Origin of the sequence: Stenotrophomonas sp. ISL-67 (genome assembly GCF_018612915.1) — a bacterium.
In the GTDB taxonomy this organism is placed as follows: Bacteria; Pseudomonadota; Gammaproteobacteria; order Xanthomonadales; family Xanthomonadaceae; genus Stenotrophomonas.
This window is the reverse complement of sequence record NZ_JAGGRL010000001.1, coordinates 101806-124773: the sequence shown is the minus strand read 5'-3', so window position 1 is coordinate 124773 and position 22968 is coordinate 101806. Positions and strand designations below refer to the sequence as shown.

Below are 22968 nucleotides of genomic sequence, written 5' to 3'. Positions count from 1 at the left end.
AACCCAATGCAACGCACCACCCTCAAAGCCTGGTTCCTGGTCCACAAGTGGACCAGCCTGATCTGCACCCTCTTCCTGCTCCTGCTGTGCATCACCGGCCTGCCACTGGTGTTCGGCGAGGAAATCGCGCACCTCAGCGAACCGCACGTGGACAACCCGCAACCGGAAGCCGCGCACCGCAACCTGGATGCGCAGGTACGCAGCGCCGTGGCGCAGTACCCGGGCAACGTGCCGTTGTTCGTGGGCTGGGACTGGGAAGGCCATACCGTCTACGTCAACACCGGCACCGAGCCGGGTACGCCGCCGCCGCAGATGAAGACCGCGCTGCTCGATGCCAGCAGCGGTGAAGTGCTGCCGGCGCCGCAGTTCAACGAAGGGGTGATGTACTTCCTGTACCGCCTGCACACCGACCTGTTCCTGGGCCTGCCCGGCATGCTGTTCATGGGCGCGATGGGCCTGCTGTTCGCGGTGGCGATCATCTCCGGCCTGGTGCTGTACGGACCCTTCATGCGCCGCCAGCGTTTCGGCACCCTGCGTACTGGCCGCAGCCGCCGGCTGGCCTGGCTGGACCTGCACAACGTGATCGGCGTGGTCACCCTGGGCTGGGCGCTGGTGGTGGGCATCACCGGGGCCATCAACACCATCGCCAAACCCCTGGAAACTGCCTGGCAGAGCCAGCAGCTGGGCGAATTTGCCGCGCGCTACGCCGGCCAGCCGCGTCCGACCACGCTGGCCTCGTTGCAGGCCGCCGTGGACACCGCGCGCGCCGCCGAACCGGACATGCGCCCGGCGTTCGTCAGCTTCCCCGGCACCGGCTACAGCGGCGACCACCACTATGGCGTGTTCATGCAGGGCAACACCCCGCTCACCGAGCGGTTGTATCGCCCGGTATTGATCGACGCGACCAGCGGCGAACTCACCGCCCAGCCGCAGCTGCCCACCTACATGAGCGTGCTGCTGCTCAGCCAGCCGCTGCACTTCGGCGATTACGGCAAGCTGCCGCTGAAGATCCTGTGGGCCCTGCTGGACCTGCTCACCATCGCGGTGCTGGTCAGCGGCCTGTACCTGTGGTTCAAGCGCGGCAGTACCGAGGCGCGGGTGACCGAGATCGAGCGCGCCGAAAAGACCGGGGGTGAAGCATGAGCCGGACCCCTGCGCCCAATGGCAGCCCGTTCACGGCACCCGCCTGGATCGCGGCAGCCAGTGTGCTGGGCCTGGTCAGCGCGCTGATCGGCGATGGCGTTTTCGACGTAGTGTCGTGGGTGGTCTTCGCCGCACTGATCGGACTGGTGGTGCGTGCATGGGTGAAACGCACGCGCTGATCAACCGGCCATGCTGGCGGGCACCACCGAGATGCGTTCCTCCACCGCCCCCAGCGACAGCACGGCGCGCATGCCATGTGCCTCTCTCATCGCAACGGCTCCACCACTACCGCCGTGCCATAGCACAACACTTCGGTCAGCCCGGTCATGATATCGGTAGCGTCATACCGCATGCCGATGATGGCGTTGGCCCCCAGCATCCGTGCGTGCTTGGCCATGTCGCGGTAGGTCTCCTCGCGCGCCTGCTCGCACAGCTCGGTATAGATCGTGATGTTGCCGCCGAACAGGGTCTGGATACCACCCAGGAAGTTGCCGACGATGGAACGCGAGCGCACGGTGATGCCGCGCACCACGCCCAGGTTGCGCGCGACCCGGAAGCCGGGTAGCTCGAACGCCGTGGTCACCATCGAATCGTCAAAACGGGGCCCGGTCGGCGGGCGTGCAGCGCTGTTGTAGGGGTCTGCCATGGTTGCCTCGTTGCATTGGGCATTGCGCCCCTGATAGTTGGAAGAGTCAATGCGTCCGCGGCCGTCGCAGGATCCAAAGCAGGCATGTCTGCACCAGCACCGCCAACCAGAGCACGCAGTACACGCCTACCATCGCTCCTTTGGCTACGCGTTCGCTGTCATTGGCATATGGCCAGAGCTTCCACGTATCGATCTGGAATACCCACACGCCCGCCAGCAACAGTGCACACGCGATGATTGACGCCAGCCACCTGGCCCATGCTCGCCCGTGCCCACGGACAATCAACAAGGTGAGCAGCATGCCGGCTGCGAAGAACAGCAAAGGAATGCCAATCGCGGACGTCAACACGCCGGTGTAGTTGGTCGCCAGCGCCGTGAGCGGTGCGCAGGAAGCCGCGGTGATCAAGCACCGCGCCATCCTGCGGTGCAGCGCCCTCACGCCCGAAGCCCATAACGACCCGCACCGGCTTCCCGCAATTCAACATCCGCCAGTGCCATGCGCGCCCAGTCCACCAATGCGGCTGATGGCTCCGGCGCTGGCTTGCGGCGCAGCATCTCACTGGCGTTCCAGAGCACCCGATACGGCGTGGCGAATATGCCCGGGAAGCTCCACCAGCCCAGCGTTGCGCACGACAGCATGGCCCAGAGATTGCTGCGGTTGGCACAGGCACGGCACGAGAACGTGGTTTCCGTGCTGGTAGTGACAACGAAGACCATCGAGGCAATGAAATGCGCCTTGTACATGTCGGGTTGCTGCTGCGCTTTGGCGCATCGCGGACAACTGCCAGCCTTGAGCGCATGTGCATGCGCAGCGGCGCGTTCGTCGCTGATGTCTTCGCCAACCATGCGCAGCCGCGACGTGTGGAAGCAGTCGATGCCGCAGAACTTCTGCCCTTCCATGGTGAACGCGCCGGTCAGCAGGGATTTCCCGCAGAAATCGCAGCGATTGTCCACACCGGTCTTCAGGTGCTGGTTTCGCCGGGACTGGTGCAGCTCATCGTCCAGCGCCTCGCCCCATTTGCCCCGGTCGCGCAGCACCTGGGCCAAGGCCTGGCGCGCCTCGTCCGTCAACTCCTGCGTCGCCAGCTTCTCCACCAACGCGTCGGTGTCGAGGTCCTGGAAGCGGGCTACGAAAAATTCCTTTGAATACATGGTCCCCCCTGGACCGGTAGCGCAATGCAGGGCCGCATTACGCTCCGTGCTGATGTGCCTGTTGCAGCGGCAAGCTTAAGTAACACCTCCAGAATGGACAAGAACCCACGCCTTTCGTCGGGCATTCCGCAGCCACGCAGGGCGTGGCTCTACCCCGGCGGCCCGCGCTCGACGGCTTCCATGGCGCTGGCGAATTTCGCCATCAGCCTCACCAGGTCCGACAGTTCCTGCGGCTCCCATGATTCGAAGATGGTCCTGCCCATGCGTTCGCGCGCAGCATCCAGGCGGTCGGTCATCTCCTTCCCCTTCGGCGCGATGGTGGCCTCGCGAATCCGGCGGTCCCGCGGGTTGCCCTGCCGGGTAATCAGTTCCATCGTCGCCAGCTTGGCCACCTGCCGGCTGATGGTCGTGTAATCGCGGCCCAGCCGGTCTGCCAGTTCGACCACCCCGATCGGCCCTACCCGCTCGATCACCACCAGCAGCCGGAACAGGGCCTGGTCCAGCTTCACCCCCGCTTCCTGGATCAGGCGTTCGTCGTTGCGCGGCCGGTTCATCACGCTGACCAGACTGACCACGGACAGGTGCAGCGACTTCAGCTCGGCCGAAATATGTGTATCTTGCACTCTCTTTTTTGCAGGCATAGGATCTCCTCCATATAAGTGCATATTACACACACCTGGAGATGGCGAGATGGGTAGTACCCTCGATGTAGTGATCTGCGGCGCCGGTGCCGCCGGCTTGACCCTGGCGATCGAACTGGCCCGCCGTGGCGTGACGTTCCGGTTGCTGGAACAGCGCGACCATCCCTTCCATGGTTCGCGGGGCAAGGGCATCCAGCCGCGAAGCCAGGAGATGTTCGAGGACATGGGCGTGCTCAACCGGCTGTTTGCCACCGGGGGTGCCTATCCCCTTTCGCGTACCCACCATGCCGATGGCAGCAGCACCGACAGCGCCACGCTGGAAGGTGCACCGGCCACCCCGACCGAGCCTTATCGCCAATCGCTGATGGTGCCGCAGTTCCTGACCGAAGGGGTGATGCGCGACCGGCTGGCCGAACTGGGGCACGCGGTGGAATTTGGTCACGCGTTGATTGGCTTCGATCAGGATGACGATGGCGTCTGCGTCCGCATCGCCACGCCCACCGGCGAGCAGCAGTTGCAGACGCGCTACCTGGTCGGTGCCGACGGCGGCCGCAGCCTCGTGCGCCAAACGCTGCAGATTCCTTTCCCCGGCCAGACCCTGGGCGTGCGCGCCGTGGTCGCCGACATCGTGCTGCGAGGTTTGCCGCGCGATGCATGGCACAACTTCAACGAGAGCGACATGACGCGCCGCATGTCGCTGTGCCCGCTCATGGGCACGGCACTGTTCCAGCTGCAGGCTCCGGTGCCGTTGGAGGGCGAGGTGGATCTGTCCGTCGAAGGCCTGGCCGCCATGGTGCATGAGCGGACTGGGCGCGATGACCTCACCCTGGAAAGCGTCTCCTGGGCCTCCGCCTATCAGATGAACGCGCGTCTGGCCGATCGTTATCGCGTCGGGCGGGTGTTCCTGGCCGGCGATGCCGCGCACACCCATCCGCCCACCGGCGGCCAGGGGCTGAACACCAGCGCGCAGGATGCGTACAACCTGGGCTGGAAGCTGGCCTCCGTGCTGCAGGGCGCCCCGGACGTGCTGCTCGATACCTACGAAGAAGAACGCAGGCCCATTGCGGCGGCGATGCTCGGCCTTGCCACCACACTTCTCGAACATGCCCAGCGCGGCGACAACCGTCGTGGACGTGAGGTGCAGCAGCTCGACCTCGGGTATCGGGCGTCTTCGCTTACGCTGCCGTCCGAACCGCGCGGGGGCCGCATCGTACCCGGTGATCGCGCGCCGGATGCGCCCCTGCAGGGCGCAGGAGGGCAGCCCATCCGTTTGTTCGAGGTGCTTCGAGGCACCCACTGGACGCTGTTGGGCCATGCACCCGAGCGCACTGCTGCGCCCTCGCGCGCCGGCCTGCACGTACACCGCATCGGACCGGAGGGTGACCTGTGCGACATCGAAGGTCATTTCGCACAAGCGTACGGGCTGGAGCCTGGCGAGTGGGTGCTGGTTCGTCCGGACGGCTATGTCGCGGCGGTTGAGGAAGGCAGGCGGATCGCCGACCTCGTATCACACCATGCAGCGTGTTCGCCCTGATGCCCTGCAGCGCGCAGTCATGGGTCGTGCCGCACCACCACCCTGCAGTGATAGCACCCACTCGTCGCGCCGTCGATGTTGTACCAGGAATGCGCGCCCCCATGCGCCGCACAATCCTTGCCTTTGCCGGCGAAGCCCCGGTTGATCAACCACCAGGGCAGGTGTTGCCTGAGTGCGGTCCGCCAGCGGTAGGGGGAAGGCGTGGAGGCGGGGAGCCGCCGCCGGAACGCCTCCAGCACAGCCAGGGGCACCAGCCAGCTTGCCCACAGCAGGCATGAGATGAGCGTGCCGCCTGGCGCCAGGCCCGCCGCAATGGCCACGGGCAACATCAACCGGAACAGGACAGGTGCCAGGGTCACCGCGTAGTTGCGGAGCATCCATGTCCTGTGACGCTGCACACGACCACGGTGGATTGCGAGCATTGCCAACAGCGCCGTGGTCAACCACGCCAGCGCGGTACCCGCAAAGCCAAGCTTGATGGACAGCGGTGCGGGGGTGGTGGCGATCAATCCAGCCGCTGCCGCGCTGCCGGTGAGGATTCCGCCAAAGTACACGTACCCGACCTGCCGATGCAGTGCCGGACGCTCCCACCACCAGCGCGCCAGCAGCTGGACCGGCCCGGCCACGATGGCGACCACGCCGCCGGCCAGGTGCAGCCACAACCAGCCGTGCCGATCAACGAAGCGGCCATAGGCTGGGCTGTCCAGAAGCCCGTACTTTCCGTAGGCGGCAAGCAGGAATTCGGCCGATACCACCACGACGATCAGCCAACAACCGGCCCTGAATACCGTTCGTGCCACGTTGTACCAGCGCGATGGCAGTGCACTCATGGCGTGGCCTCCTGTCCTGTTGGGGCGACTTTACGACGTAATCGCCGCAAGAGTGGGAGACACCTCACAATTCATGCTGCGGGGTGTATCCGTATCCCGGTCAATCACAGGCTGTCGAACACGAGGACAGGCTGGGCGAAAGCGGGTTGATCACACCGGCATTTGTTATCGTGCCCGCCGTCAGCCCTTTTTTTCTGGAATCCCATGCCCCGCAAATCATCCGCCTCCCCCGCCCCGCACGCCCTGCTGCGGGCAGCCACCAAGGAGGCGTATGAGCGCGTCACCCTGCTGCTGACCACCAGCTTCGGCGATTTCAGCCCGGAACAGCAGCGCAGGCTGCGTGACCTGCTGGGCAGCGAGGGAGCGGCCAGCCCGGCCAGGCGAGCCAAACCTGCCAAGACAGAACGGAAAGAACTGCCGCCGCGCTACTGGCTCCCACATACCCAGGAAACCTGGTCCGGTCGCGGTCGCGTGCCAGGCACCTTCCTTGCGTGGGAGGGCACCGTGGCGCATACCGAGTGGAAGAAGCACCACCCCGATGAGCGCTTCCCGGCCTATCCGGGCTGAATGCGAAGATGAGTCGCGGAATCAAGATGCGCCGGGCCTTGGGAACGTTCGGCACCCCGCATCGCGTTGAGGACCTGCAGAAGCGCCATGATGCGCAGCAGACCCTTCCCACGCTGCTTTGCGACAGCCCCGGATGCGGCGTTTCTGTCAGGTTCGTGACCGAACACACCCGATCCCGCGCCGACCGCACCACGCCCATCCATGTGCCGGCCTACATCGCGTTGAAGAAGGGCGTGGAGCATATCCGTGGCTGCCGATACGATGCCCCGGGTCGCCTGCAGACCATTCTGGCCGCTGGATCCGATCCCGATTTCCTGCAGGCGCTGGACGACGGTAAACATGAGCTGCGGCTGCTGTTGCTCCAACAGGGGCTGAAGCGCGGCAGCCATCATCCGCCCGCCTCACCGGCGCCTACCGCGAACGCCTCGGAAACCCGGCGCCCAACCACGTACCAGGGCACCGGCCAACGGCTGGACAGCTACCTGCGCACCGTCGCCGATCTGCTCACCCTGCGTGCCATGTGTGACGACGACGCCGTGCTGGCCGCGCAGCTCACCCTGCGCCTGGGCAAGAAAAAGATCGAGTGGAGCAACTTCTTCTACGAGCCGGACCGTTACGACGAAGCGTGGGAACGGCTTGGTGCCTCTTCCACGGACCTGCCCATGGCGCTGGTCGGCACTGTGCGGTCGCACCGCTCGCCGCAGCCCGGCGCCAGCTACAGCGCCACCTACCTGAACTGCACCTCCCAGTACCAACGCACCGGCGTCACCGACCAGATTGACTTCTACGAAGTGAGTGTCGGGCACGATGATGCGGCATGGCTGCAGTCGTTCCCGGTGGGTGCCGACATCGTGATGTTCGGCCTGTGGCGGCAGGGCAAGACGACGTCGTCCATCAAAGTGGATTCGAAAGACGCGACGCGCAAGATCACCTATGTCACCCACAAGCTGGCGCTGTGGCCGGGTTTCAAACGGCAGCTGGCGCTGGTTGACTGACCGGAGGTCCTTCAGCATGACCAGATCCACCCCGTTCCTGCTGCTCACCGCGCTTTCCGCTGCCTTGCCCGCTGCCTGCGCTGGCCAGAGCGGGCCTGCGGCCAAGGTCTTCACTGACGTGACCGCGACGCATGTCCCTGCAGGCGCCGAACTGCACGCCCTGGATGCGGCCCTGCTGGATGCCGATGGAGATGGTGACCTGGATGTCGCGGTTGCGGTGGAGAACGGCGCCAACCGGCTGTACCTCAACGACGGCACCGGCAAGCTCAGCCAGACGCCCGATGCATTCGGTTCCATCGCCGGCGACAACGAGCATGTGCGGGTGGCCGACTTCAACGGCGACGGCCCTATGGATGTCGTGTTCGTGGCCGAAGACACCGAACAGCACAACCTGTTCCTGGGCGACGGCAAAGGCGGGTTTACCCGGGTGAGCGAACGCCTGCCCGCCACCAGCCAGGCCAACGCGGTGGCGGTCGGCGATGTGAACGGCGACGGTCTGCCCGACATCGTGGTGGGCAACACCACCGAGGGCAAGGACGGGGTGGCACAGCCTTTCCTGTGGCTCAATGACCGTGCGCGACCGGGCTGGTTCATCGATGCCACCACCACCCACCTGCCCGCCATCGACGTGCAGGCACAGGGCATCGTGCTGGCGGACCTGGATGGCGATGGCGACCTGGACATGGCCATTGCGAGCCAGGATCCTATCAACAGGGTGTTATTGAACGACGGCAGCGGACGCTTCACCGATGCCACCGACCGGTTGGGCCCCCAAGTACCCACCGAGACCCGCGAAGTGCACGCCCTTGATGCCAACGGCGATGGTCGCCTGGACCTTGTGTTCTTCAACCTCACCAGCAACAACCGGGACTGGGACAAGGACCCGCAGACGCGGTTGCTGATCAACCAGGGCAACGCCCGCTTCAAGGACGAAACCCGTGCGCGCCTGCCCGCCCACCGCTTCTCAAGCTGGGGCGGCACCGTGGTGGACTTCAACCACGATGGTCATCCCGACCTGGTGGTGAGCGCGATCGAGGTGCCCGGCTTCAAGCCGCTGCAGGTCCGCGCCTGGCAGAACGATGGCAAGGGAAACTTCACCGACGTCACTGCCAGCGTGATTCCCGCTGCAACCGTTGGCCGCAGTTGGAGCATGGCCCGTGGTGATCTGGACGGTGATGGCAAGCCGGACCTGTTCATCGGCGGGTGGCAGTCGCAGGCGCGGTTGTTGCTGAGTGGCCAGGCCGGAACCCATGGCAAGGATCCCGATACCGGGAAGTAAAAGGGCGTCAGCGCAACACTTGTTCGGTGTCCACCAGCTGCACATCGTGCATCAGGTTGAGGTACGCCTCGTAATAGCCCTTGTGCGATGCGCCGGCAATGGCCAGCAGGCGCCTGCCTGGCACCTGCCCCAGCACGTCGCGGATGTTGGCGACCATGCGCAGGTTGCGGGTTTCCCAATAGCCCACGTAAGTGCGTCCAAAGCCCTGTGGCGACGGCTCGGTCAGGGCGGCGCCGAAATCGCTGTGGTAGACCTGCAAAGCGGTGCCGGGCGCGTTGTAGTCGCGGTACATGGCCAACATCGCGTCGGGCTTACCTATGTTGGCCTGCAATGCAGCGTCGGCATCCGCACGCGCTTTGGTATACGGGTTGTCCCAAGCCTTCATGATCGCCTCGCCTGAGGCCTTTTCAGCGTCCTTGGGCGTGGGCGAATCCGCCGTGTGGTCATCCACTGCCCAGACCCGTTCCAGCCCCAGCCGGGCGGCCAGCACCGCTGCGACCAGCACCGATTCGTCACGCCGTTGCAAGCGCGCATCCAGGTAGGCCACCAGCTCTGGTGTCAGTCCATCGGCGGCGACGCGCTGCTGCTCCGGCAGTCGCAGCCACTGCACCAGCGCGGAATTGCGCTCACCGGCCGCCAGGAACACCGCCGCCAGCCGCCGCCTGTCTGCCGCGCCTGGCGTGGTCGGCCATGACGCAAGCAGTCGCTCGGCTTCGGCGTTCGCCGCCGGCACATCCAATCCGGTGGCGCGCTGCGCCGGGCCGGTATCCCCGCAGTAACTGCTGACACTCTCCGCATAGCGCGTGGGATTCCGCCGCATGAAGTCACACTGCAGCCCGGATACCGCCTCAACCGCGATGACCTCAGGTTTCCAGGCTGCCAGTCGTGACAGCAAAGGTTCCAATTGGCCGGGCGCAAACGTAGCTGGCAATGTGGAGAGGTGCGGCGAACCCAGCACCATCACCTCGTTCGGACGGCCAGTTGGCGGCCCCTTGAGGCGGTCCGGATGGAAATCGGGCGTGTGGCCGACGGGCGCGGCGAGTGCGCCAGCCGTGCACAGCCCCAGAACCAACAGACTGCCGATGCGTCCGATCACAGTGCCCCCTTCAATGTGGATGCTTGTCTGTGCCGGATACTGGCCTGCCCGCAGGACGGCGGCAACCGCCGTTGGTCATTGCAACCTTTTATGCGGGTGCCGCATCGCGGGGTTGGGTCAGGTCGCCCGGGGGCGAATGTGTGCAATCGAACTGACCAGCCCACGGCTGGCGATTTCCAGATCGTAGTTCGTCTGCAGGTTCAGCCAAAGCGCAGTGGTACCGAGGTAGCGCCAAGGGCGCAAGGCAGTACATGAGAGCGACCGCCCGCAGCATTCGCTGCGCCGCAACGCCGCGTCCTCATTCCGCTCCGTCAAGCGCATCCACGGGGCGCTTGTGCGGCTCTTCGATGATCCGCTTGTTGAGGATGCGCACCGCGCCCACCATCAGCAGCCGCATGTCCCGAACGATGTAGTCTGCAAGCGCATCGTCGGCGATGTCGTCGCCGTCAATATCAAGCCGGAATTCCTGGCCCTGGATTCCGCCGCCATTGCTGAACTCGATTTCAAAGTCGAAGCAAACCCGCTTTTCCATATTGAGTAGTTCCTTCTGTAGGTCCATGCGCTGCGAATGAAACCACAGGCTGGAGGTACTCGCCACTGCCAGCACTGATTCAGCCATCGGTGGAGCACGTAACGCTTTCCCAGCGCACGAGGTCATCCAGCGCGGAAACATACTTCTCGCGCACCAGGGTCAGGGCATCACTGCCGAGCAGCAGATGCGCGGGAGGCGCGTCGCTGTCCAGGGTATCCAGCATGGCGCGCGCGGCCTTGGTTGGGTCGCCCAGCTGTTTTCCACTGACCTGCTGCCGACGCTGGCGAATGGGGCCGAACAACGCGTCATAGTCGCTCAGGGACCGCGGCGAACGCACCATGGAGCGCCCCGCCCAGTCGGTACGGAACGAGCCCGGCGCCACCGCAGTGACATGAATGCCCAGGTCGCGCACTTCCTTGCCCAACGCTTCGCTGATGCCCTCCAGCGCGAACTTGCTGCCGCAGTAGTAGCTGATGCCCGGCATCGTGATCATGCCGCCCATCGAGGTGATGTTGAGGATCCGCCCGGAGCGCCGGCTACGCATGCCCGGCAGCACTGCCCGCATCATCGCCACCGCGCCGAACACGTTCACATCGAATTGTTTGCGCATCTCCGTCAGCGGCGATTCCTCCATCACCCCTTCGTGGCCATACCCGGCGTTGTTGACCAGTACCTCGATTGGACCACGTTCCACCTCGACCTCGCGGACCACCCTCTCGATGGCCGCCTCGTCGGTAACGTCCAACAGGCGTGCGTGGGCGCGACCGGGCGCCAGCGCCTCGAACGCCTCGATGCGGTCAACCTGGCGCAGCGTGCCTGTCACCCTGTGACCATCAGCCAAGGCTTCGCGGGCCAGCGCAAGGCCGAAACCGCTGCTCACGCCGGTAATGAAGAGGTGCCTGGGGTGCGTCATGGAATACTCCAACATGGGGATGGGTGCACAGTACTTCTGCCACCCCGCCCCGATAAGCCACGTTCCGCTCCGATAATTGCCTATTCCTATGAATTCCTCCGACGCAACCGCTACCATTCAGGACCGTGGGCCGTCTCCATTGGCACCGCTCGTGCTGGCACTGGCGCCAGTCGAGGGTTACAACCCGACCGCGCTGCCCAGCGTCCGCGTGCTCCGATCCGACCGCCCACTGTCACGGACACCGGTCCTCTACGACCCCGGCATCGTGATCGTCTGCCAAGGCTGCAAGCGCGGCTACTTCGGTCCGCGCACCTATGTGTATGACGCAGACCAGTATCTGGCCGTCTCCGTGCCCGTACCCTTCACCATGGAAACGGACGCATCGGCTGACGCGCCACTGCTCGCGTTGTACCTGCACCTGGACTTTTCACTTGCAGCCGAACTGACGCTGGAGATCGATCGCCAAGGCGGCAGCGCAAGCGCGGCCCAGCCACAGAGCATGCTGTCCAGCCCGTTGGACGCGGCCATGCAGATGTCGCTGGAGCGCCTGCTCCGGGCGCTTGCCGACCCGATGGAGTCGGCCCTGCTCGGGCCTCAGTTGCTTCGCGAACTGTACTACCGCGTGCTTACCGGCCCACAGGGCCCGGTCATGCGCTCGGCACTGTCGCTGCAGGGAAGGTTCGGAAAGATCGCCAAAGCGCTTCAGCGCATCCATGCCACCTACGCCCAACCGTTGGATGTTGCACGCCTGGCGCAGGCGGCAGGCATGAGCCCAGCATCGTTCCACAGTCACTTCAAGGCCGTGACCTGCACCTCGCCCATGCAGTACCTCAAGTCAACGCGATTGCACCAGGCACGCCTGCTGATGGTGCGGGAAGGCATGACGGCCGCTGCCGCCTGCCACGCGGTAGGTTTCGAAAGCAGCTCGCAGTTCAGCCGTGAGTTCAAACGCCTGTTCGGGCTGACACCAGCAAAGGAAGCACGGCGCATGCGCGACAGCTTTGCGGTTGCGCAGGCCTGGCCCGGCGCAACCTATGTTTCATCCCACTGAGGGCGAGCACCTGGATGGCATTTGCCAGTCCATGCCGGCGGGTCGCAGCCAGCCATCTCACTGGAAGGCCAAGGTGACGATGCGCAGCGCTTCACGGGTGCGTCTGTCGCTCAGGTTGCTGTAGAGCATCACGTCCTGCGCTCGTATCGGCGGCAGCGAGAGTGGCCCGCCCACGTCCACCGTGCCTGGTGGCGCCGCGCGCCGCGCCAGTACAGCCACCGCCAGGCCTGCCACCGCCGCGGCACCCAGGATCGCGGCACCCTTGCCGATGAAGACCTCGCGCCACTCGATGCCTGCGCGGTCGAGCGCGCGCACGGCCTCAAGGCGGATGCGGCATGGCTCTCCCTGCGTTGCCAACGGCAACGGCTGGCCCGCGAACCGCTCCCAACCCGGCGCGGCGAACCATGAGAAGGATTCCTGGAACGCGATCCGGCCACGCTTGCCACCCTCTTCAGGGCGCAGCACCATCACGGCATCCAGCTCCCCGCGCTGCTGGGCCTGCATGAGCTCGTGCGTGCCGGCAATGCGTATTTCGACCAGCAGGTTGGGGTCGTGGTCGCGCATCTTCCCCAGCAGCACCGGCAGCTCGCTGCCAACCAGCTGCTGATTGATCCCGATCGACAACCTGCGCTGTTCGGTCGTGAAGGCCGCCGCCGCGCGGTCGTGGGACAACACCAGCTCGCGCGCGACGCCGAGAAAGGCCAGCCCTTCGGCCGAGAGGCGCACATGACGCGGGGTGCGCTCCAGCAGGCGGCGGCCAAGCTGCTCCTCCAGCCGCCGCAGCTTGAGGCTGATCGCAGACTGCGTGGTGCCCATCACCTCTGCGGCCCGGGTGAAGCTTTTCAGGTCACCGGCCAGCAGGAACGCCCTGACCGCCTCCACGTCCATGGCTCTCATGTCCAACCATTCGATTGTGAAATGACAGATATCCTTATAGATGTCTTTATTGCATGACTCAAGCGGTCCAGGCTTGGCGCATCCACCCACGCCATGAGGACCCACCTGATGAAGTTACTGACTGGAGCCCTGTTCGCCCTGCTGGCCGGCCTGGGTGCACGCGATGCACAGGCGCAGCCGCGCACCTTTCCGCTGCAGGGAACCTGGATACTGGTGGCCGCCGACAAGCGGCTGCCCAACGGCGAGATCACCCGCGACTATGGAGAACAGCCGAAGGGCACGCTGATGGTAGACGCCACGGGGCAGTACTCGCTGCAGATCTTCCGGTCCGACCGCCAGCGGTTTGGCAGCGACAGCAAGGCCGATGCCAGCGCCGACGAATTCCGCGCCGCGGTCATGGGCAGCAGCACCCACTATGGTGCGCTGGCCATCGACGAACAGGCAGGCGAACTGGTGTTCTCGATCGACGGGGCATCCTTCCCCAATTGGGAAGGCACGACCCAACGGCGCAAGTACACACAGGATGGCGCGGAGCTGCGGTACACCGTGCCGCCGCGCGCGGATGGCAGCGTGCCCATCTCCGTATGGCGACGGGTTGACTGAGAAGCTGGGCGTGGACAGGCGCTCCGTGACCAGCGCCGTCAGGAGCTCATCTGAGTACTGAACCGCTTTACGACCGACCTGCAGGCGGCCGTTGCCATGGCCCTTGCCCAAGCGGCGGCCGCCTGGATATCCGGCTTCAAGCCTTCGAGAGCTTCTGCGGGCCAGTACCTGCGAGACTCAGCAACGCACCCTCGGCTTGAATCGCCCCACCACCGACCAACATTCGTCTGCTGTCATGATCCGGGCCCAAGCGGCTATGTCCTTGCCGTTCGGCACCGCCCTATCAAGCTCTTCTTCCGACCAATACCTGCGACCTTCCCGGGCAGACAGGCGGTCGATTTCGCTTGATATGTCAGCGAACATGGCGAAGTCCTTATCCCATTCGTCAACACCTGCCTCGCGCCGCAGCGACGCGAGGCGGTGGCACCCTTCCACCACATCCACTGTCCTGACCAGCATGCCGGCGCAGATGCGGAATGCCTCTCTTCGCGCCTGCGTTACGTGAGGTGCATGACGCGCGTGATCAGCCATCGGTGTTTCCTCCCGCGCCCGCGCCAAATACGCTGTTCTTCCACCGATACTGACGCTGGAACAGCGCTTCGACATCCCGCTCATCGCCCTGCACGCGCGGCGGCCGCGTCAGTCTAGCTACCGCCTCAGCAGCAACCGGCACGGCGTTGCCAGGCCGCCTTGCCACTGAATCGGCAGGGGCGCTCTGCACCACTACGTAAGCCTGCATCAGTTGCCGCAGCACCGTGGCTGCCGACTGGAAGTCGCGCGCTGCCGCAGCCTGGAAGTTGGCCCGCAACGTGTCTTCCATCTTCGCCCGCATGAGTACGCGCCTGCTCATGACACCCTCCCCAGGCGGGCCAGCTCTTGCTGCACTTTGCGGGGAACCTTTGGAGCCACCGGTGCGGGCGTTTCGATCACCGTGAGGGTAATGGACCCTTCTTTCACCTCAACCGCGACCTTGGCGCCGATGACGAAGCCAGCGTCCCGCAACCAGCGGCCACTCAGCCTGAGGCCAGGAACGGGCTCGTAGCGCCCCATTCCGGCGTGCAGTTCGTACCACTGCGCACCCACCCTGTAGGTGCGTGGCGGGCGGGAATAGGGTTTGCGCTTGGAGCGCACTTCGTACTCGTAGGGCGTGTTAGCCCGCGATCTGAACATGTTGGACCTCCGGCACGTGTGGCTCTCGTCGAGATGACAAGAGCGTCGGGAGGCTAGAAACCGTAAAGCCACAGAAACCGGCGGGCGTATTTCCACGAGGGTCTTGTATTAGCCGCCCTCCCGACAAAGGAACGTCCAGCATTGTGTGGCTTTTTCGAGTTTCTAGGCTCTGTAGAACACCATGCAGGATGATGCGGAAGCTGGGAAATCGTTTGTATCTCTTGATCTAACGATCTTGGTTAACGAAACCTAATGGATGACGCATGCGACCACGCCTACTCATTGATCAGTGAATGCAGCTCACACTTCAGTGCTCAAGCTGCACGTCAAACACGCGTAAAGGCATCGAGTACGTCGCGGGGGACATGTCGGAAACTACCGCTTCGGGCGTGGCCCCAGCGCAAGCTCCGCTGCAATCATGGCCGCCTTGCTTCTCGAAGAATCCCAGAGGATTCGAGATGCAGCGGACCTTGTTGGCGAATGGTCCGCCCCGCTTGATCGAAGCTGAGAGGAATCCAGGCTCGAAGCAAACGTCGCTTTCCGGCCAATTGAGCCATCACGGGGCATCTTGAGGGTCGCTTGGACATGCTCACTCAACATGGTGTTCGCAGTCTCTCGCGCGCGGATCAGAGCCGAAACAGGCTGCTGCTCGTACCATTCCCGAATCTGCTCATCGCTGGGAAGACAACCTGACTTCAACTCGATGTGCCGCATCCACTCGAACCGCTGCTCTTCGAAAACAGCAAAAGCCACCAGACCATGGATCCAGCCCTCCGCTCCCTTTTCGACCAGAGCGCTGTACGCATCTTCTGAACCAGACAGGCTGATCATGATGTACCCCTATCGCGCGATGGAAGGAGCACCCTGCCGGATGACGAGCCAGATGGGAAATCGATAGTTCTGTCTCTTCTTCCGGCATTCATCGGCGCCGCCTACTGAGCTGTCGCGATGATCCGGCCGCCGTCGGATGGCGATCTCCCGGTGATCCCCAACGTCGAAGCCCTGCAGCAAGGGTGCGCCCGGCTTCGCGCCGGGCATCATCTCTTGGCCGCCATAGGACGCTTTGCGACAGTCGCACGCTTTGCGACTGTCGAACGCTTCGCGACAGTCGTCGACAGCTTGCCATGGCGAGCGACCACCCAATCTTTCAGCACCGCGTCAATCCTGGTCTGCCAGCCGGCACCGGTTTCGCGGAACGCTTCCAGCACATCTGGCGACAGCCGAATGGTGATGCGTTCCTTCGTTTCCGCCGCCTTGGGCCGGCCACGCAGTTTGCCCTGCAGCCCAGCCGGCAACCCAGTGAACGCTACCGCACGTGCTGTGTCGCGGTGGGTCCATTCCGGGTTGTCGTTGTCAGGCGCGTCGCTGTTCTTGTTCTTGTTCATAGCTTTTGACCTCTCGTTTGTTCGCCTTGCGGAAGCTGATGACCATGATGCCCTTGGAGGTCTCGGTGAAGACCAGCGCATGTACCCGCTCGCCTACCAGCCCAAGCCCCCGGTAACGCACCTCGCCGTACTCCTTTCGGTCATCTACGACGAACAAGGCGGTCTGGAAATCGAACGCATGCACCAGCTCGAAGGACAGGCCGCGTTCTTCAACGTTGCGGGCGTTCTTGGCGGCGTCGTAGGTGATTTCCACGGCATTTATTGTATGCACATTAATTTGACATCGCAGCCCCAGCGGCACCCCGCCTTGCCCGCACCCAATCTCCAGCCGAGGAACCTCGCATGAACGCCGCCGCACCGCTGCTCATCGGAAACCTGCAGATCCGCCGAGACGCGGTCGGGCGCTGCTGTCTGAACGACCTTCACCAAGCCTCCGGCCTGTAGCAGCAGGCATAGGCCATCTCGATGGGCGGAGAACTCAAAGACCATTGAGATGGCAAAGATCGCAATGACCAAAGCCGGAATTCCGGCTTTGGTCAGCCAGCGCGGCGGCGTCACGCCATCCACCTTCGTCGTCAAACCGTTGGTCTACGCCTACGCAATGTGGATCTCGTCCGAGTTCCACCTAGCCGTCATCGACGCCTACGACGCCCTGGTCACCGGCCAGGCCCAGCCTGCAGCACACGTCAGCACCTCGGCCGCCCTGCACAACGCCCACGCCCGCGTGGTCAATCGTCTGTACCGCGGGGAGGTCGAGCCCTGCATGCCCAGGCCGTCCAGCTGTCGCTCGGTCTGGGCCTGCCGGTACCAGAAGTACCCAGCGCCCCTGATTCGCGGGTCGAGGGTGTGCTGGCCGACTTCTGGAGCGTGGTCGACGCCGGCATCGCCGCCGGGCAGCTGCACAGCCACGCCCGCAACCCGGCATGGCCGCCCTCAACCTACCTGAGGTGCGGCGCGTAGCTGAGCTGCAGGGCGCAGCCCTGCCGGCATCGACTGGGCTGACCTGGACACTGCTCGCCTGCCCCGGTTGCTGCACCGCAGCCGCGCGGTGAACAGCCCGCATCAGGCAAGGCCAATCAAGTGCTGGGTATTCAGCGCATGAGCACCGTTCGAATCTCAGGCAACAGCCTGCAGGAAACGCTCCCAACGGCTGAGCGGCAGCGCGTAGCTGTAGCGGCCGTGCGAGGCCAGATTCTGGTTGTAGGCCGGTTTGGCCAAACCGTTGATGGTGGTGGGCGCGTCTTTGCCCACCTGGGCCAGCTGCTTGTCCTGCGATGCAACGGTAGCCCCTTTTCGATCCACTTCCGACAGGAGCTGCAGGTAGTTGCGTACCGCCCCGCGCATCTCGCGTGCGCGTCCACCGTAGTCATACACTAGGCTCAGCAGCGCAAAAGTGGTCACGACCAGCGCGCAGATCTTGGTCGCGCCGGTGTAGCCGGCAGTGACAGCGTAGAAGGCGCCACTGCCGGCGATCAGCTCAATTGCCTTGATGCCCTTGTCCAGACGCGCGTAGAGCCGCTCGTGAAGGACGTGGAGCTTTGCGTAGTAGCAAATATCCATCCGGACTTCATAGAGCGAGCGCGGGTAGTCGGCATCAGCGGTCATCGGGTCATCTCTTCGGCGGTGGGGGCGGTGGCGGCGGCGGGTTTCGCGCAGGCGGCGGCGTATGGCTGTGCTTGTGGTCGCCGCCTGGAGGACTGGACGGACGTTGGCTTTTATCGCTCATGGTTGGCCCCTTGGGATTGGATGGTTGGGTCGCACCGCCATCCTAGGCCCCAAGGGCTCAGCCGCCAATATCCCACGCGCGCGGTACTTGCCCCCCGCTGCGCGGCTGTGCCCTACAGTGCTGACGGGGCGAAGCGCGGTGGTGTGCTGCAGACGGTGCTGGGGATCATCCTGATAGTCGTGGGCGTGTGGATGAACATCGTGGCCCCCGGCTCTGGTGTCGGCTTCGTCCAAATGGGTGCTGCGATGGCAATCGGGGGGGGCCAAATGCTGTCCCCACAGCCTAAGGGACTTGGATCTCAGGACGCGGTCGAGAATTGCCCAAACTTCAGCATGAACGGCACCGTCAACACGCAGGCCCAGGGAAACCCTGTGCCGTATGCGTTCGGCGGGCATGACGAGCTCGGGATGCTGGTGGGCTCCGCGGTGATCAGCGGCGGCACCTTGGCGGAGGATCAGCAGTAAATCTGAAGGCATGCAGATATGCGATATTTCACCCGTTAACAGGGAGAATCGCATGTCGGAGGTATTTGCAGCAGTTCTGGGTGCATTGGTGGTTTGGGTAACCACTTACTTCAGTGAGCGCAGAAAATCGGAGGCCGCCAGAAAGCATGACGCGTCCCACCTTGGGGTTCTGGTGCTGGTGCGCCTGGAGAGATTTATCTCTGAGAGCTATGCCGTGGTAGTAGACAACGGAACTGTTCTCGGCCAAGCGGCGGGTAGACGTGATAGCGGCGAAGAGTTCTACTTCCCCCAGACCGAGGCCCCCCAATTTCAGATTGCAGATCTGAACGTTGAGTGGAGATCAATTTCTCCAGAACTCATGTATTCGATTCACTCCATACCGCTCCTGCTTCGAAACGCGGAAGGGTATCTTGACCACGTTGCAGAGATGGGAGATTTCGACGGCAGCGACTACATGGACGCGCGACAAGAGAGGTTCGCTGAGATCGGAGTGAGAGCGGCAGACATAGCCTCGGACCTTCGCAAGGAAACTCGAATGCCTGCTAAGCCACATGAAAGATGGAGCGCGGAGAGCCTGCTGCGCGAGAGGCACGCAGCGTATCAGGCGAAAAATGAAGCCAGACAAGCCGCCCACGATGATTTTTTGGCCAACGAGGGTCGCGAAGACGAAGGCACCCCAGGCTGACAACAGAGCTACAAACGCGGCTTAATCTGGACCTCCACTCACCAAGGAGGTCCCATGACCGTTAACCGCGCCGCCCGCCTGCAGTTCGCCATCCATGAGCTGATCGACATCCTCGCAGAGGACATCACAGCCAGAGTCGTGACGGCCATTGCGAAGGCCGAGACGGCCAAACCCGCTTCACCGCCGGTCCGGCAGCCTTTGATCAACCGCAGCGAGCCCCAACCTCGGCGTCTGCTACGGCGAGCCCAAGTTAGCGAACGGACAGGCCTGCCAAAGAACACCATCTACGACCACGTGAAGCGCGGTCTCTTCCCAGCGCAGATCAAGATCGGGTGCAGCGTCTTCTGGCTCGAGAGCGACGTGGAAGGCTGGATCGAGAAGCACATCCCGGCTGGCGGCTGACGCACTTACCCTGCGCTTACGAAAAAGCCGGCTCAAGGCCGGCTTTGACGTTAACCCTTAAAAATCAGGGTTCTATATGGTGGGCGGTACAAGGTTCGAACTTGTGACCCTTGCCGTGTGAAGGCAATGCTCTACCGCTGAGCTAACCGCCCGATGCTGCTGAGCCGCTCATTATAGGGCGGCGAAATTTCGCGTCAACGGGTTTGCGTGAATTTCTTCACATCGTGTGCGTGGGCTTGTCCGAGTTCAGGGTGCCGGCCAGCGCGGTCTCGATCCTGTTGCGCACGTTCTCGCCTTCCTGGCCGTCGGCCAGCTGCACGCCAATGCCCGCCGCGCGGTTGCCCTGGGCACCGGCCGGGGTCACCCAGACCACCTTGCCGGCCACCGGCAGGCGCTCGCTGGAATCGGGCAGGCTCAGCAGCAGGAACACTTCATCGCCCAGGAAGTAGCGCTTGGGGGTGGGCACGAAGATGCCGCCGTTCTTCACGAACGGCATGTAGGCGCTGTACAGCGCCGCTTTGTCCTTGACGGCCAGCGACAGGATGCCCTGGCGGGCGTTGGTGGCGCTCATGCTCTATTCCCCTTTGCGTGCCGCTCGTTGACCTTGTTCCAGGCCAACAACAATTCCACCACCGCCAGGTCGGCGCGCACGGTGGTGCGCAACAGATCGCGGGTACGGTTGGCGGCGTCGAACCAGGCGCCCAGCTTGTGCAATCGCTCGGGTTCGGTCAAGCCACCCCCGGTGGCCTGGGCCAGCGCCAGATCGGCGGCATGGCGCAGGCGCAGCGCTGCGTGCTCATCCTGGGTCCAGCGCTGGGCCAGTTCCACCGCGCCCGAGCGCCCGGCCACCAGCGCTTCCAGGTCGCTGGCGACCTGCCGGCGCAGGGCCAGGCCGTCGTTGCGCAGCCAGTCGTCAGCCAGACCGGGGTGGCCGCGCGCGGCGTCCAGGGCCTCGCGGGCGCTGGTTTCGCTGTGGCCCTGGGCCTGCAGCCAGGCCAGGCTTTCCCCGCGCGGCGGCAGCTTGAATTCCAGGCGCTGGCAGCGGCTGCGCACGGTGGCCGGCAGCCGCGCCGGGTCGCTGCTGATCAACCACAGGTAGCGGCCGGGCTGCGGCTCTTCCAGGGTCTTGAGCAGGGCGTTGCAGGCGGCGCGGTTGATGGCGTCGGCCGGATCCACCACCACCACCTGGGCGATGCCGTACTGCGGGGTGAGCGAGAGCTTCCGGGAGATCTCGCGCACCTGCTCGATGACGATCTCGGTACGCAGCTTGTCGCCGGATTTGTTCGGAATGAACGAGAGCAGCTGCAGGTCCGGGTGGGTGCCGGCAGCGATGAGCTGGGCGGCGCGCTGGGCAGCGGCCGGCTCGCCGCGGGTCAGCACGTGGCTGGCCATGCGCAGCGCCACCTCGCGCTTGCCCAGCCCGGCCGGGCCGCAGATCAGCAGGCCGTGGCCAAGCCGGCCGGCGTCGAGCGCGGCGATGGTCTGGTCATAGGCGCGCTGCTGCCAGGGGGAAAACGTGTCAGTCATTGCCCGGCTCCTGCGCCAGCCACGCATCGATGGCGGCCACCACCTGGGCGGCCACGCCGGCCTGGTCCTGGCTGGCGTCGATGAGGCGGAAACGCGTGGGGTCCTGGGTGGCGCGCTCGCGGAACACGGCACGCACACGCTGGAAGAAATCGTCCTGCTCGCTTTCGATGCGGTCCGGCCACAGGTCGCGGCCGTTGGCGCGGGCGCGACCCACGGCCACGTCCACGTCCAGCAGCAGGGTCAGGCCGGGCAGCAGGCCCACGGCCCGGCGTTCCAGGTCGGCGATCCACGCCGGCTCCAGGCCACGGCCGCCGCCCTGGTAGGCGTAGCTGGAATCGGTGAAGCGGTCGCTGAGCACGAAGCAGCCCCGGCGCAGGGCCGGCTCGATCACCTGGCGCACGTGCTGGGCACGGGCGGCGAACACCAGCAGCAGCTCGGCTTCGGCGCTGAGCGGCTCGGCGGCGATCTCCGCGTCCGGGGTCAGCAACAGCGCACGGATGCGCTCGGCCAGCGGGGTTCCGCCGGGTTCACGGGTGAGCACCACCTCATGGCCCTGCGCCTGCAGGGCGCTGCGGATGGCATTGAGGGCAGTGGTCTTGCCGGCGCCCTCGCCGCCTTCCAGACTGATGAAACGCGGGTGGCGGCGCAGTGCGGGGCTCATTGCGGGGCCGCCTGGCTGCGCCGCTGGCGCAGTTGCTGCAGGTACCGCGCCACGGCCGTGTTGTGGTCGGTGTAGGTCGCCGAGAACACGTGCGCGCCACTGCCATCGCCCACGGCCACGAAGTACAGGGCATCACCCGCTGCGGGACGTGCGGCGGCCTGCAGGGCGTCGCGGCCCGGCAGGGCGATCGGCGTGGGGGTGAGCCCGGCACGGGTGTAGGTGTTGTACGGCGTGTCGGTGGTGAGGTCGCGCTTGCGGATGTTGCCGTCGTAGCTGCTGCCGATGCCGTAGATGACGGTGGGGTCGGTCTGCAGGCGCATGCCCATCTTCAGGCGGCGCGCGAACACACCGGCAATCTGCGGCCGCTCGCTGGCCAGCGCGGTTTCTTTTTCGATGATGGAGGCCAGGATCAGCAGCTCGTACGGCGAGTTCAGCGGCAGGTCGTCGGCGCGGTTTTCCCACGCGGCGGCCAACTCTTTTTCCATGGCGGCGTGGGCGCGTTTGAGCACGTCCAGGTCGGTGTCGCCGCGCTGGTAGACATAGGTTTCAGGCAGGAAGCGGCCTTCCGGGTGCTGGCCGGGGAAGCCAAGTGCCTTCATCAGCGCGGCGTCGTCCAGTTCGTTGGTCTTGTGGATGAGCGGATCGGCGCGCTTGAGTGCCGCGCGCAGCTGGCGGATGTTCCAGCCTTCGACGATGGTGACGCGGTGCTGCAGGGTGCGGCCCTGGCGCATGCGGGTGAGCAGTTCGCGCGGGGTGAGCGTGGCATCCAGCGCGTATTCGCCGACCTTGAGCTTGCCTGCGGCGTCGAGCTGGCGGGCCAGCAGCTGCCATTGGGTGTCGTTGCCTTCGTCCACGCCGGCGTCGCGCAGTTTGCGCACGACCGTCTGCAGGCCATCGCCGGGGGCGATCACAACACTCTCCTGTTCGGGGCTGATGGGCGTGTCGGCGAAGCCGCTCTGGCTGTGCCAGAACCATGCGCCTGCGGCGGCCAGCAGGAGTGCGCCCAGCAGCAGCACACCCAGAACGGTGAGACAACCTCGTTTTACGCCTGCCATGGGTACCTCGGTGG

Annotated in this window: 32 protein-coding genes and 1 tRNA gene; 11 read left to right on the top strand and 22 right to left on the bottom strand. The window is 64.8% G+C overall.

The features are described 5' to 3' along the window. Positions 1-6 precede the first annotated feature (6 nt). Together J7J08_RS00745 and J7J08_RS00740 are read left to right on the top strand one after the other, a co-directional pair. Complete coding sequence (locus tag J7J08_RS00745; RefSeq protein WP_214900585.1) at positions 7-1143, top strand: PepSY-associated TM helix domain-containing protein; 1137 nt, start codon at positions 7-9, stop codon at positions 1141-1143. After that, complete coding sequence (locus J7J08_RS00740; RefSeq protein WP_214900584.1) at positions 1140-1322, top strand: hypothetical protein; 183 nt, start codon at positions 1140-1142, stop codon at positions 1320-1322. The genes J7J08_RS00745 and J7J08_RS00740 overlap by 4 nt, the downstream gene beginning before the upstream one ends. An 86-nt stretch (positions 1323-1408) precedes the next feature. Here J7J08_RS00740 and J7J08_RS00735 read toward each other — a convergent pair whose 3' ends face one another. From J7J08_RS00735 to J7J08_RS00720, 4 genes are all read right to left on the bottom strand, one after another. Further along, positions 1409-1789 (bottom strand): YbjQ family protein, encoded by a 381-nt coding sequence (locus tag J7J08_RS00735; protein WP_214900582.1) that lies wholly within the window; start codon positions 1787-1789, stop codon positions 1409-1411. A 46-nt stretch (positions 1790-1835) separates the two neighbouring features. After that, positions 1836-2195, bottom strand: a complete 360-nt coding sequence (locus J7J08_RS00730; RefSeq protein WP_214900580.1) for a hypothetical protein — start codon at positions 2193-2195, stop codon at positions 1836-1838. A 29-nt stretch (positions 2196-2224) separates the two neighbouring features. Further along, positions 2225-2884: a hypothetical protein gene (locus J7J08_RS00725; RefSeq protein WP_214900578.1), complete on the bottom strand. Its 660-nt coding sequence runs from the start codon at positions 2882-2884 to the stop codon at positions 2225-2227. 206 nt (positions 2885-3090) lie between these two features. Next, positions 3091-3564, bottom strand: coding sequence for a MarR family winged helix-turn-helix transcriptional regulator (locus J7J08_RS00720; protein ID WP_343237684.1), 474 nt, complete (start codon positions 3562-3564; stop codon positions 3091-3093). 67 nt (positions 3565-3631) lie between these two features. On the opposite strand from J7J08_RS00720, the gene J7J08_RS00715 reads away from it, so the two are divergent. After that, positions 3632-5116 (top strand): FAD-dependent oxidoreductase, encoded by a 1485-nt coding sequence (locus J7J08_RS00715; protein WP_214900576.1) that lies wholly within the window; start codon positions 3632-3634, stop codon positions 5114-5116. A 17-nt stretch (positions 5117-5133) separates the two neighbouring features. Here the strand turns inward: J7J08_RS00715 and J7J08_RS00710 are convergent, their stop codons facing one another. Then, positions 5134-5946 carry a DUF2306 domain-containing protein gene (locus tag J7J08_RS00710; RefSeq protein WP_214900574.1) on the bottom strand — a complete coding sequence of 271 codons (813 nt, stop codon included), beginning with the start codon at positions 5944-5946 and terminating at the stop codon, positions 5134-5136. A gap of 204 nt (positions 5947-6150) precedes the next feature. Between J7J08_RS00710 and J7J08_RS00705 the strand changes: the two genes are divergently transcribed. From J7J08_RS00705 to J7J08_RS00695, 3 genes are read left to right on the top strand one after another with little or no spacing between them, the layout of a single operon-like run. After that, positions 6151-6513, top strand: a complete 363-nt coding sequence (locus J7J08_RS00705) for an H-NS family nucleoid-associated regulatory protein (protein WP_214900573.1) — start codon at positions 6151-6153, stop codon at positions 6511-6513. Between the two features lie 8 nt (positions 6514-6521). Continuing rightward, positions 6522-7508, top strand: coding sequence for a hypothetical protein (locus J7J08_RS00700; RefSeq protein WP_214900572.1), 987 nt, complete (start codon positions 6522-6524; stop codon positions 7506-7508). 16 nt (positions 7509-7524) lie between these two features. Next, a complete protein-coding gene (locus tag J7J08_RS00695) occupies positions 7525-8787 on the top strand; it encodes a VCBS repeat-containing protein (protein WP_214900571.1) in 1263 nt (420 codons plus the stop codon). 7 nt (positions 8788-8794) lie between these two features. Here J7J08_RS00695 and J7J08_RS00690 read toward each other — a convergent pair whose 3' ends face one another. The 3 genes from J7J08_RS00690 to J7J08_RS00680 all read right to left on the bottom strand — a co-directional run bounded on the left by J7J08_RS00690 (position 8795) and on the right by J7J08_RS00680 (position 11328). Next, complete coding sequence (locus J7J08_RS00690) at positions 8795-9883, bottom strand: DUF5694 domain-containing protein (protein ID WP_214900567.1); 1089 nt, start codon at positions 9881-9883, stop codon at positions 8795-8797. A gap of 298 nt (positions 9884-10181) precedes the next feature. Further along, on the bottom strand, positions 10182-10502 hold the full coding sequence (locus J7J08_RS00685) for a hypothetical protein (protein WP_251006333.1): 321 nt from the start codon (positions 10500-10502) through the stop codon (positions 10182-10184). Further along, positions 10495-11328 (bottom strand): oxidoreductase, encoded by an 834-nt coding sequence (locus tag J7J08_RS00680; RefSeq protein ID WP_214900561.1) that lies wholly within the window; start codon positions 11326-11328, stop codon positions 10495-10497. Before J7J08_RS00680 ends, J7J08_RS00685 begins: the two co-directional genes overlap by 8 nt. A gap of 88 nt (positions 11329-11416) precedes the next feature. Here J7J08_RS00680 and J7J08_RS00675 point away from each other — a divergent pair, with 88 nt between their 5' ends. Beyond that, the gene (locus tag J7J08_RS00675; protein WP_214900559.1) at positions 11417-12379 is read left to right on the top strand and encodes an AraC family transcriptional regulator; all 963 of its coding nucleotides are present in this window, start codon (positions 11417-11419) and stop codon (positions 12377-12379) included. Between the two features lie 57 nt (positions 12380-12436). Here J7J08_RS00675 and J7J08_RS00670 read toward each other — a convergent pair whose 3' ends face one another. Next, entirely contained in the window at positions 12437-13267 is an 831-nt protein-coding gene (locus J7J08_RS00670; protein WP_251006332.1) for a LysR family transcriptional regulator, read from the bottom strand. Between the two features lie 117 nt (positions 13268-13384). On the opposite strand from J7J08_RS00670, the gene J7J08_RS00665 reads away from it, so the two are divergent. After that, on the top strand, positions 13385-13879 hold the full coding sequence (locus J7J08_RS00665) for a lipocalin-like domain-containing protein (RefSeq protein WP_251006331.1): 495 nt from the start codon (positions 13385-13387) through the stop codon (positions 13877-13879). 177 nt (positions 13880-14056) lie between these two features. Here J7J08_RS00665 and J7J08_RS00660 read toward each other — a convergent pair whose 3' ends face one another. The 8 genes from J7J08_RS00660 to J7J08_RS00625 form a co-directional block, all read right to left on the bottom strand. After that, positions 14057-14410: a hypothetical protein gene (locus J7J08_RS00660; RefSeq protein WP_214900553.1), complete on the bottom strand. Its 354-nt coding sequence runs from the start codon at positions 14408-14410 to the stop codon at positions 14057-14059. After that, positions 14403-14729: a hypothetical protein gene (locus J7J08_RS00655; RefSeq protein WP_214900551.1), complete on the bottom strand. Its 327-nt coding sequence runs from the start codon at positions 14727-14729 to the stop codon at positions 14403-14405. The genes J7J08_RS00660 and J7J08_RS00655 overlap by 8 nt, the downstream gene beginning before the upstream one ends. Further along, positions 14726-15010 carry a SymE family type I addiction module toxin gene (locus J7J08_RS13430; RefSeq protein ID WP_214900549.1) on the bottom strand — a complete coding sequence of 95 codons (285 nt, stop codon included), beginning with the start codon at positions 15008-15010 and terminating at the stop codon, positions 14726-14728. The genes J7J08_RS00655 and J7J08_RS13430 overlap by 4 nt, the downstream gene beginning before the upstream one ends. A 414-nt stretch (positions 15011-15424) precedes the next feature. After that, entirely contained in the window at positions 15425-15880 is a 456-nt protein-coding gene (locus J7J08_RS00645) for a hypothetical protein (RefSeq protein ID WP_214900547.1), read from the bottom strand. Positions 15881-16086: 206 nt separating this feature from the next. Beyond that, positions 16087-16434, bottom strand: coding sequence for a BrnA antitoxin family protein (locus J7J08_RS00640; protein ID WP_214900545.1), 348 nt, complete (start codon positions 16432-16434; stop codon positions 16087-16089). Beyond that, entirely contained in the window at positions 16403-16687 is a 285-nt protein-coding gene (locus J7J08_RS00635) for a BrnT family toxin (RefSeq protein ID WP_214900543.1), read from the bottom strand. The genes J7J08_RS00640 and J7J08_RS00635 overlap by 32 nt, the downstream gene beginning before the upstream one ends. Positions 16688-16692: 5 nt before the next feature. Beyond that, the gene (locus J7J08_RS13325) at positions 16693-17013 is read right to left on the bottom strand and encodes a hypothetical protein (RefSeq protein ID WP_251006330.1); all 321 of its coding nucleotides are present in this window, start codon (positions 17011-17013) and stop codon (positions 16693-16695) included. 537 nt (positions 17014-17550) lie between these two features. After that, a complete protein-coding gene (locus J7J08_RS00625) occupies positions 17551-18039 on the bottom strand; it encodes a hypothetical protein (RefSeq protein WP_214900541.1) in 489 nt (162 codons plus the stop codon). Positions 18040-18303: 264 nt separating this feature from the next. Here J7J08_RS00625 and J7J08_RS00620 point away from each other — a divergent pair, with 264 nt between their 5' ends. From J7J08_RS00620 to J7J08_RS00610, 3 genes are read left to right on the top strand one after another with little or no spacing between them, the layout of a single operon-like run. Further along, a complete protein-coding gene (locus tag J7J08_RS00620; protein ID WP_214900539.1) occupies positions 18304-18624 on the top strand; it encodes a hypothetical protein in 321 nt (106 codons plus the stop codon). Between the two features lie 52 nt (positions 18625-18676). Then, positions 18677-19309, top strand: a complete 633-nt coding sequence (locus J7J08_RS00615; RefSeq protein ID WP_214900537.1) for a hypothetical protein — start codon at positions 18677-18679, stop codon at positions 19307-19309. 54 nt (positions 19310-19363) lie between these two features. Beyond that, positions 19364-19711 (top strand): AlpA family phage regulatory protein, encoded by a 348-nt coding sequence (locus J7J08_RS00610; protein WP_214900536.1) that lies wholly within the window; start codon positions 19364-19366, stop codon positions 19709-19711. A 77-nt stretch (positions 19712-19788) separates the two neighbouring features. Here the strand turns inward: J7J08_RS00610 and J7J08_RS00605 are convergent. The 5 genes from J7J08_RS00605 to mltG form a co-directional block, all read right to left on the bottom strand. Next, positions 19789-19863: transfer RNA gene (locus J7J08_RS00605), tRNA-Val, on the bottom strand. A 65-nt stretch (positions 19864-19928) separates the two neighbouring features. Beyond that, positions 19929-20282: a PilZ domain-containing protein gene (locus J7J08_RS00600; RefSeq protein ID WP_214900535.1), complete on the bottom strand. Its 354-nt coding sequence runs from the start codon at positions 20280-20282 to the stop codon at positions 19929-19931. Then, entirely contained in the window at positions 20279-21238 is a 960-nt protein-coding gene (locus J7J08_RS00595; RefSeq protein ID WP_214900529.1) for a DNA polymerase III subunit delta', read from the bottom strand. Before J7J08_RS00595 ends, J7J08_RS00600 begins: the two co-directional genes overlap by 4 nt. Next, positions 21231-21899 carry a dTMP kinase gene (tmk, locus tag J7J08_RS00590; RefSeq protein WP_214900527.1) on the bottom strand — a complete coding sequence of 223 codons (669 nt, stop codon included), beginning with the start codon at positions 21897-21899 and terminating at the stop codon, positions 21231-21233. Before tmk ends, J7J08_RS00595 begins: the two co-directional genes overlap by 8 nt. Then, a complete protein-coding gene (gene mltG / locus J7J08_RS00585; RefSeq protein WP_214900525.1) occupies positions 21896-22954 on the bottom strand; it encodes an endolytic transglycosylase MltG in 1059 nt (352 codons plus the stop codon). The genes tmk and mltG overlap by 4 nt, the downstream gene beginning before the upstream one ends. Positions 22955-22968: the final 14 nt, after the last annotated feature.

Bases quoted from the DNA above. Each gene is read 5' to 3' on its own strand.
- J7J08_RS00745 (WP_214900585.1), top strand. From the start codon at position 7: ATGCAACGCACCACCCTCAAAGCCTGGTTCCTGGTCCACAAGTGGACC.
- J7J08_RS00740 (WP_214900584.1), top strand. From the start codon at position 1,140: ATGAGCCGGACCCCTGCGCCCAATGGCAGCCCGTTCACGGCACCCGCC.
- J7J08_RS00735 (WP_214900582.1), bottom strand. From the start codon at position 1,789: ATGGCAGACCCCTACAACAGCGCTGCACGCCCGCCGACCGGGCCCCGT.
- J7J08_RS00715 (WP_214900576.1), top strand. From the start codon at position 3,632: ATGGGTAGTACCCTCGATGTAGTGATCTGCGGCGCCGGTGCCGCCGGC.
- J7J08_RS00710 (WP_214900574.1), bottom strand. From the start codon at position 5,946: ATGAGTGCACTGCCATCGCGCTGGTACAACGTGGCACGAACGGTATTC.
- J7J08_RS00705 (WP_214900573.1), top strand. From the start codon at position 6,151: ATGCCCCGCAAATCATCCGCCTCCCCCGCCCCGCACGCCCTGCTGCGG.
- J7J08_RS00700 (WP_214900572.1), top strand. From the start codon at position 6,522: ATGAGTCGCGGAATCAAGATGCGCCGGGCCTTGGGAACGTTCGGCACC.
- J7J08_RS00695 (WP_214900571.1), top strand. From the start codon at position 7,525: ATGACCAGATCCACCCCGTTCCTGCTGCTCACCGCGCTTTCCGCTGCC.
- J7J08_RS00685 (WP_251006333.1), bottom strand. From the start codon at position 10,502: ATGGCTGAATCAGTGCTGGCAGTGGCGAGTACCTCCAGCCTGTGGTTT.
- J7J08_RS00680 (WP_214900561.1), bottom strand. From the start codon at position 11,328: ATGACGCACCCCAGGCACCTCTTCATTACCGGCGTGAGCAGCGGTTTC.
- J7J08_RS00675 (WP_214900559.1), top strand. From the start codon at position 11,417: ATGAATTCCTCCGACGCAACCGCTACCATTCAGGACCGTGGGCCGTCT.
- J7J08_RS00670 (WP_251006332.1), bottom strand. From the start codon at position 13,267: ATGGACGTGGAGGCGGTCAGGGCGTTCCTGCTGGCCGGTGACCTGAAA.
- J7J08_RS00665 (WP_251006331.1), top strand. From the start codon at position 13,385: ATGAAGTTACTGACTGGAGCCCTGTTCGCCCTGCTGGCCGGCCTGGGT.
- J7J08_RS00660 (WP_214900553.1), bottom strand. From the start codon at position 14,410: ATGGCTGATCACGCGCGTCATGCACCTCACGTAACGCAGGCGCGAAGA.
- J7J08_RS00655 (WP_214900551.1), bottom strand. From the start codon at position 14,729: ATGAGCAGGCGCGTACTCATGCGGGCGAAGATGGAAGACACGTTGCGG.
- J7J08_RS00645 (WP_214900547.1), bottom strand. From the start codon at position 15,880: ATGATCAGCCTGTCTGGTTCAGAAGATGCGTACAGCGCTCTGGTCGAA.
- J7J08_RS00640 (WP_214900545.1), bottom strand. From the start codon at position 16,434: ATGAACAAGAACAAGAACAGCGACGCGCCTGACAACGACAACCCGGAA.
- J7J08_RS00625 (WP_214900541.1), bottom strand. From the start codon at position 18,039: ATGACCGCTGATGCCGACTACCCGCGCTCGCTCTATGAAGTCCGGATG.
- J7J08_RS00615 (WP_214900537.1), top strand. From the start codon at position 18,677: ATGTCGGAGGTATTTGCAGCAGTTCTGGGTGCATTGGTGGTTTGGGTA.
- J7J08_RS00610 (WP_214900536.1), top strand. From the start codon at position 19,364: ATGACCGTTAACCGCGCCGCCCGCCTGCAGTTCGCCATCCATGAGCTG.
- J7J08_RS00600 (WP_214900535.1), bottom strand. From the start codon at position 20,282: ATGAGCGCCACCAACGCCCGCCAGGGCATCCTGTCGCTGGCCGTCAAG.
- J7J08_RS00595 (WP_214900529.1), bottom strand. From the start codon at position 21,238: ATGACTGACACGTTTTCCCCCTGGCAGCAGCGCGCCTATGACCAGACC.
- tmk (WP_214900527.1), bottom strand. From the start codon at position 21,899: ATGAGCCCCGCACTGCGCCGCCACCCGCGTTTCATCAGTCTGGAAGGC.
- mltG (WP_214900525.1), bottom strand. From the start codon at position 22,954: ATGGCAGGCGTAAAACGAGGTTGTCTCACCGTTCTGGGTGTGCTGCTG.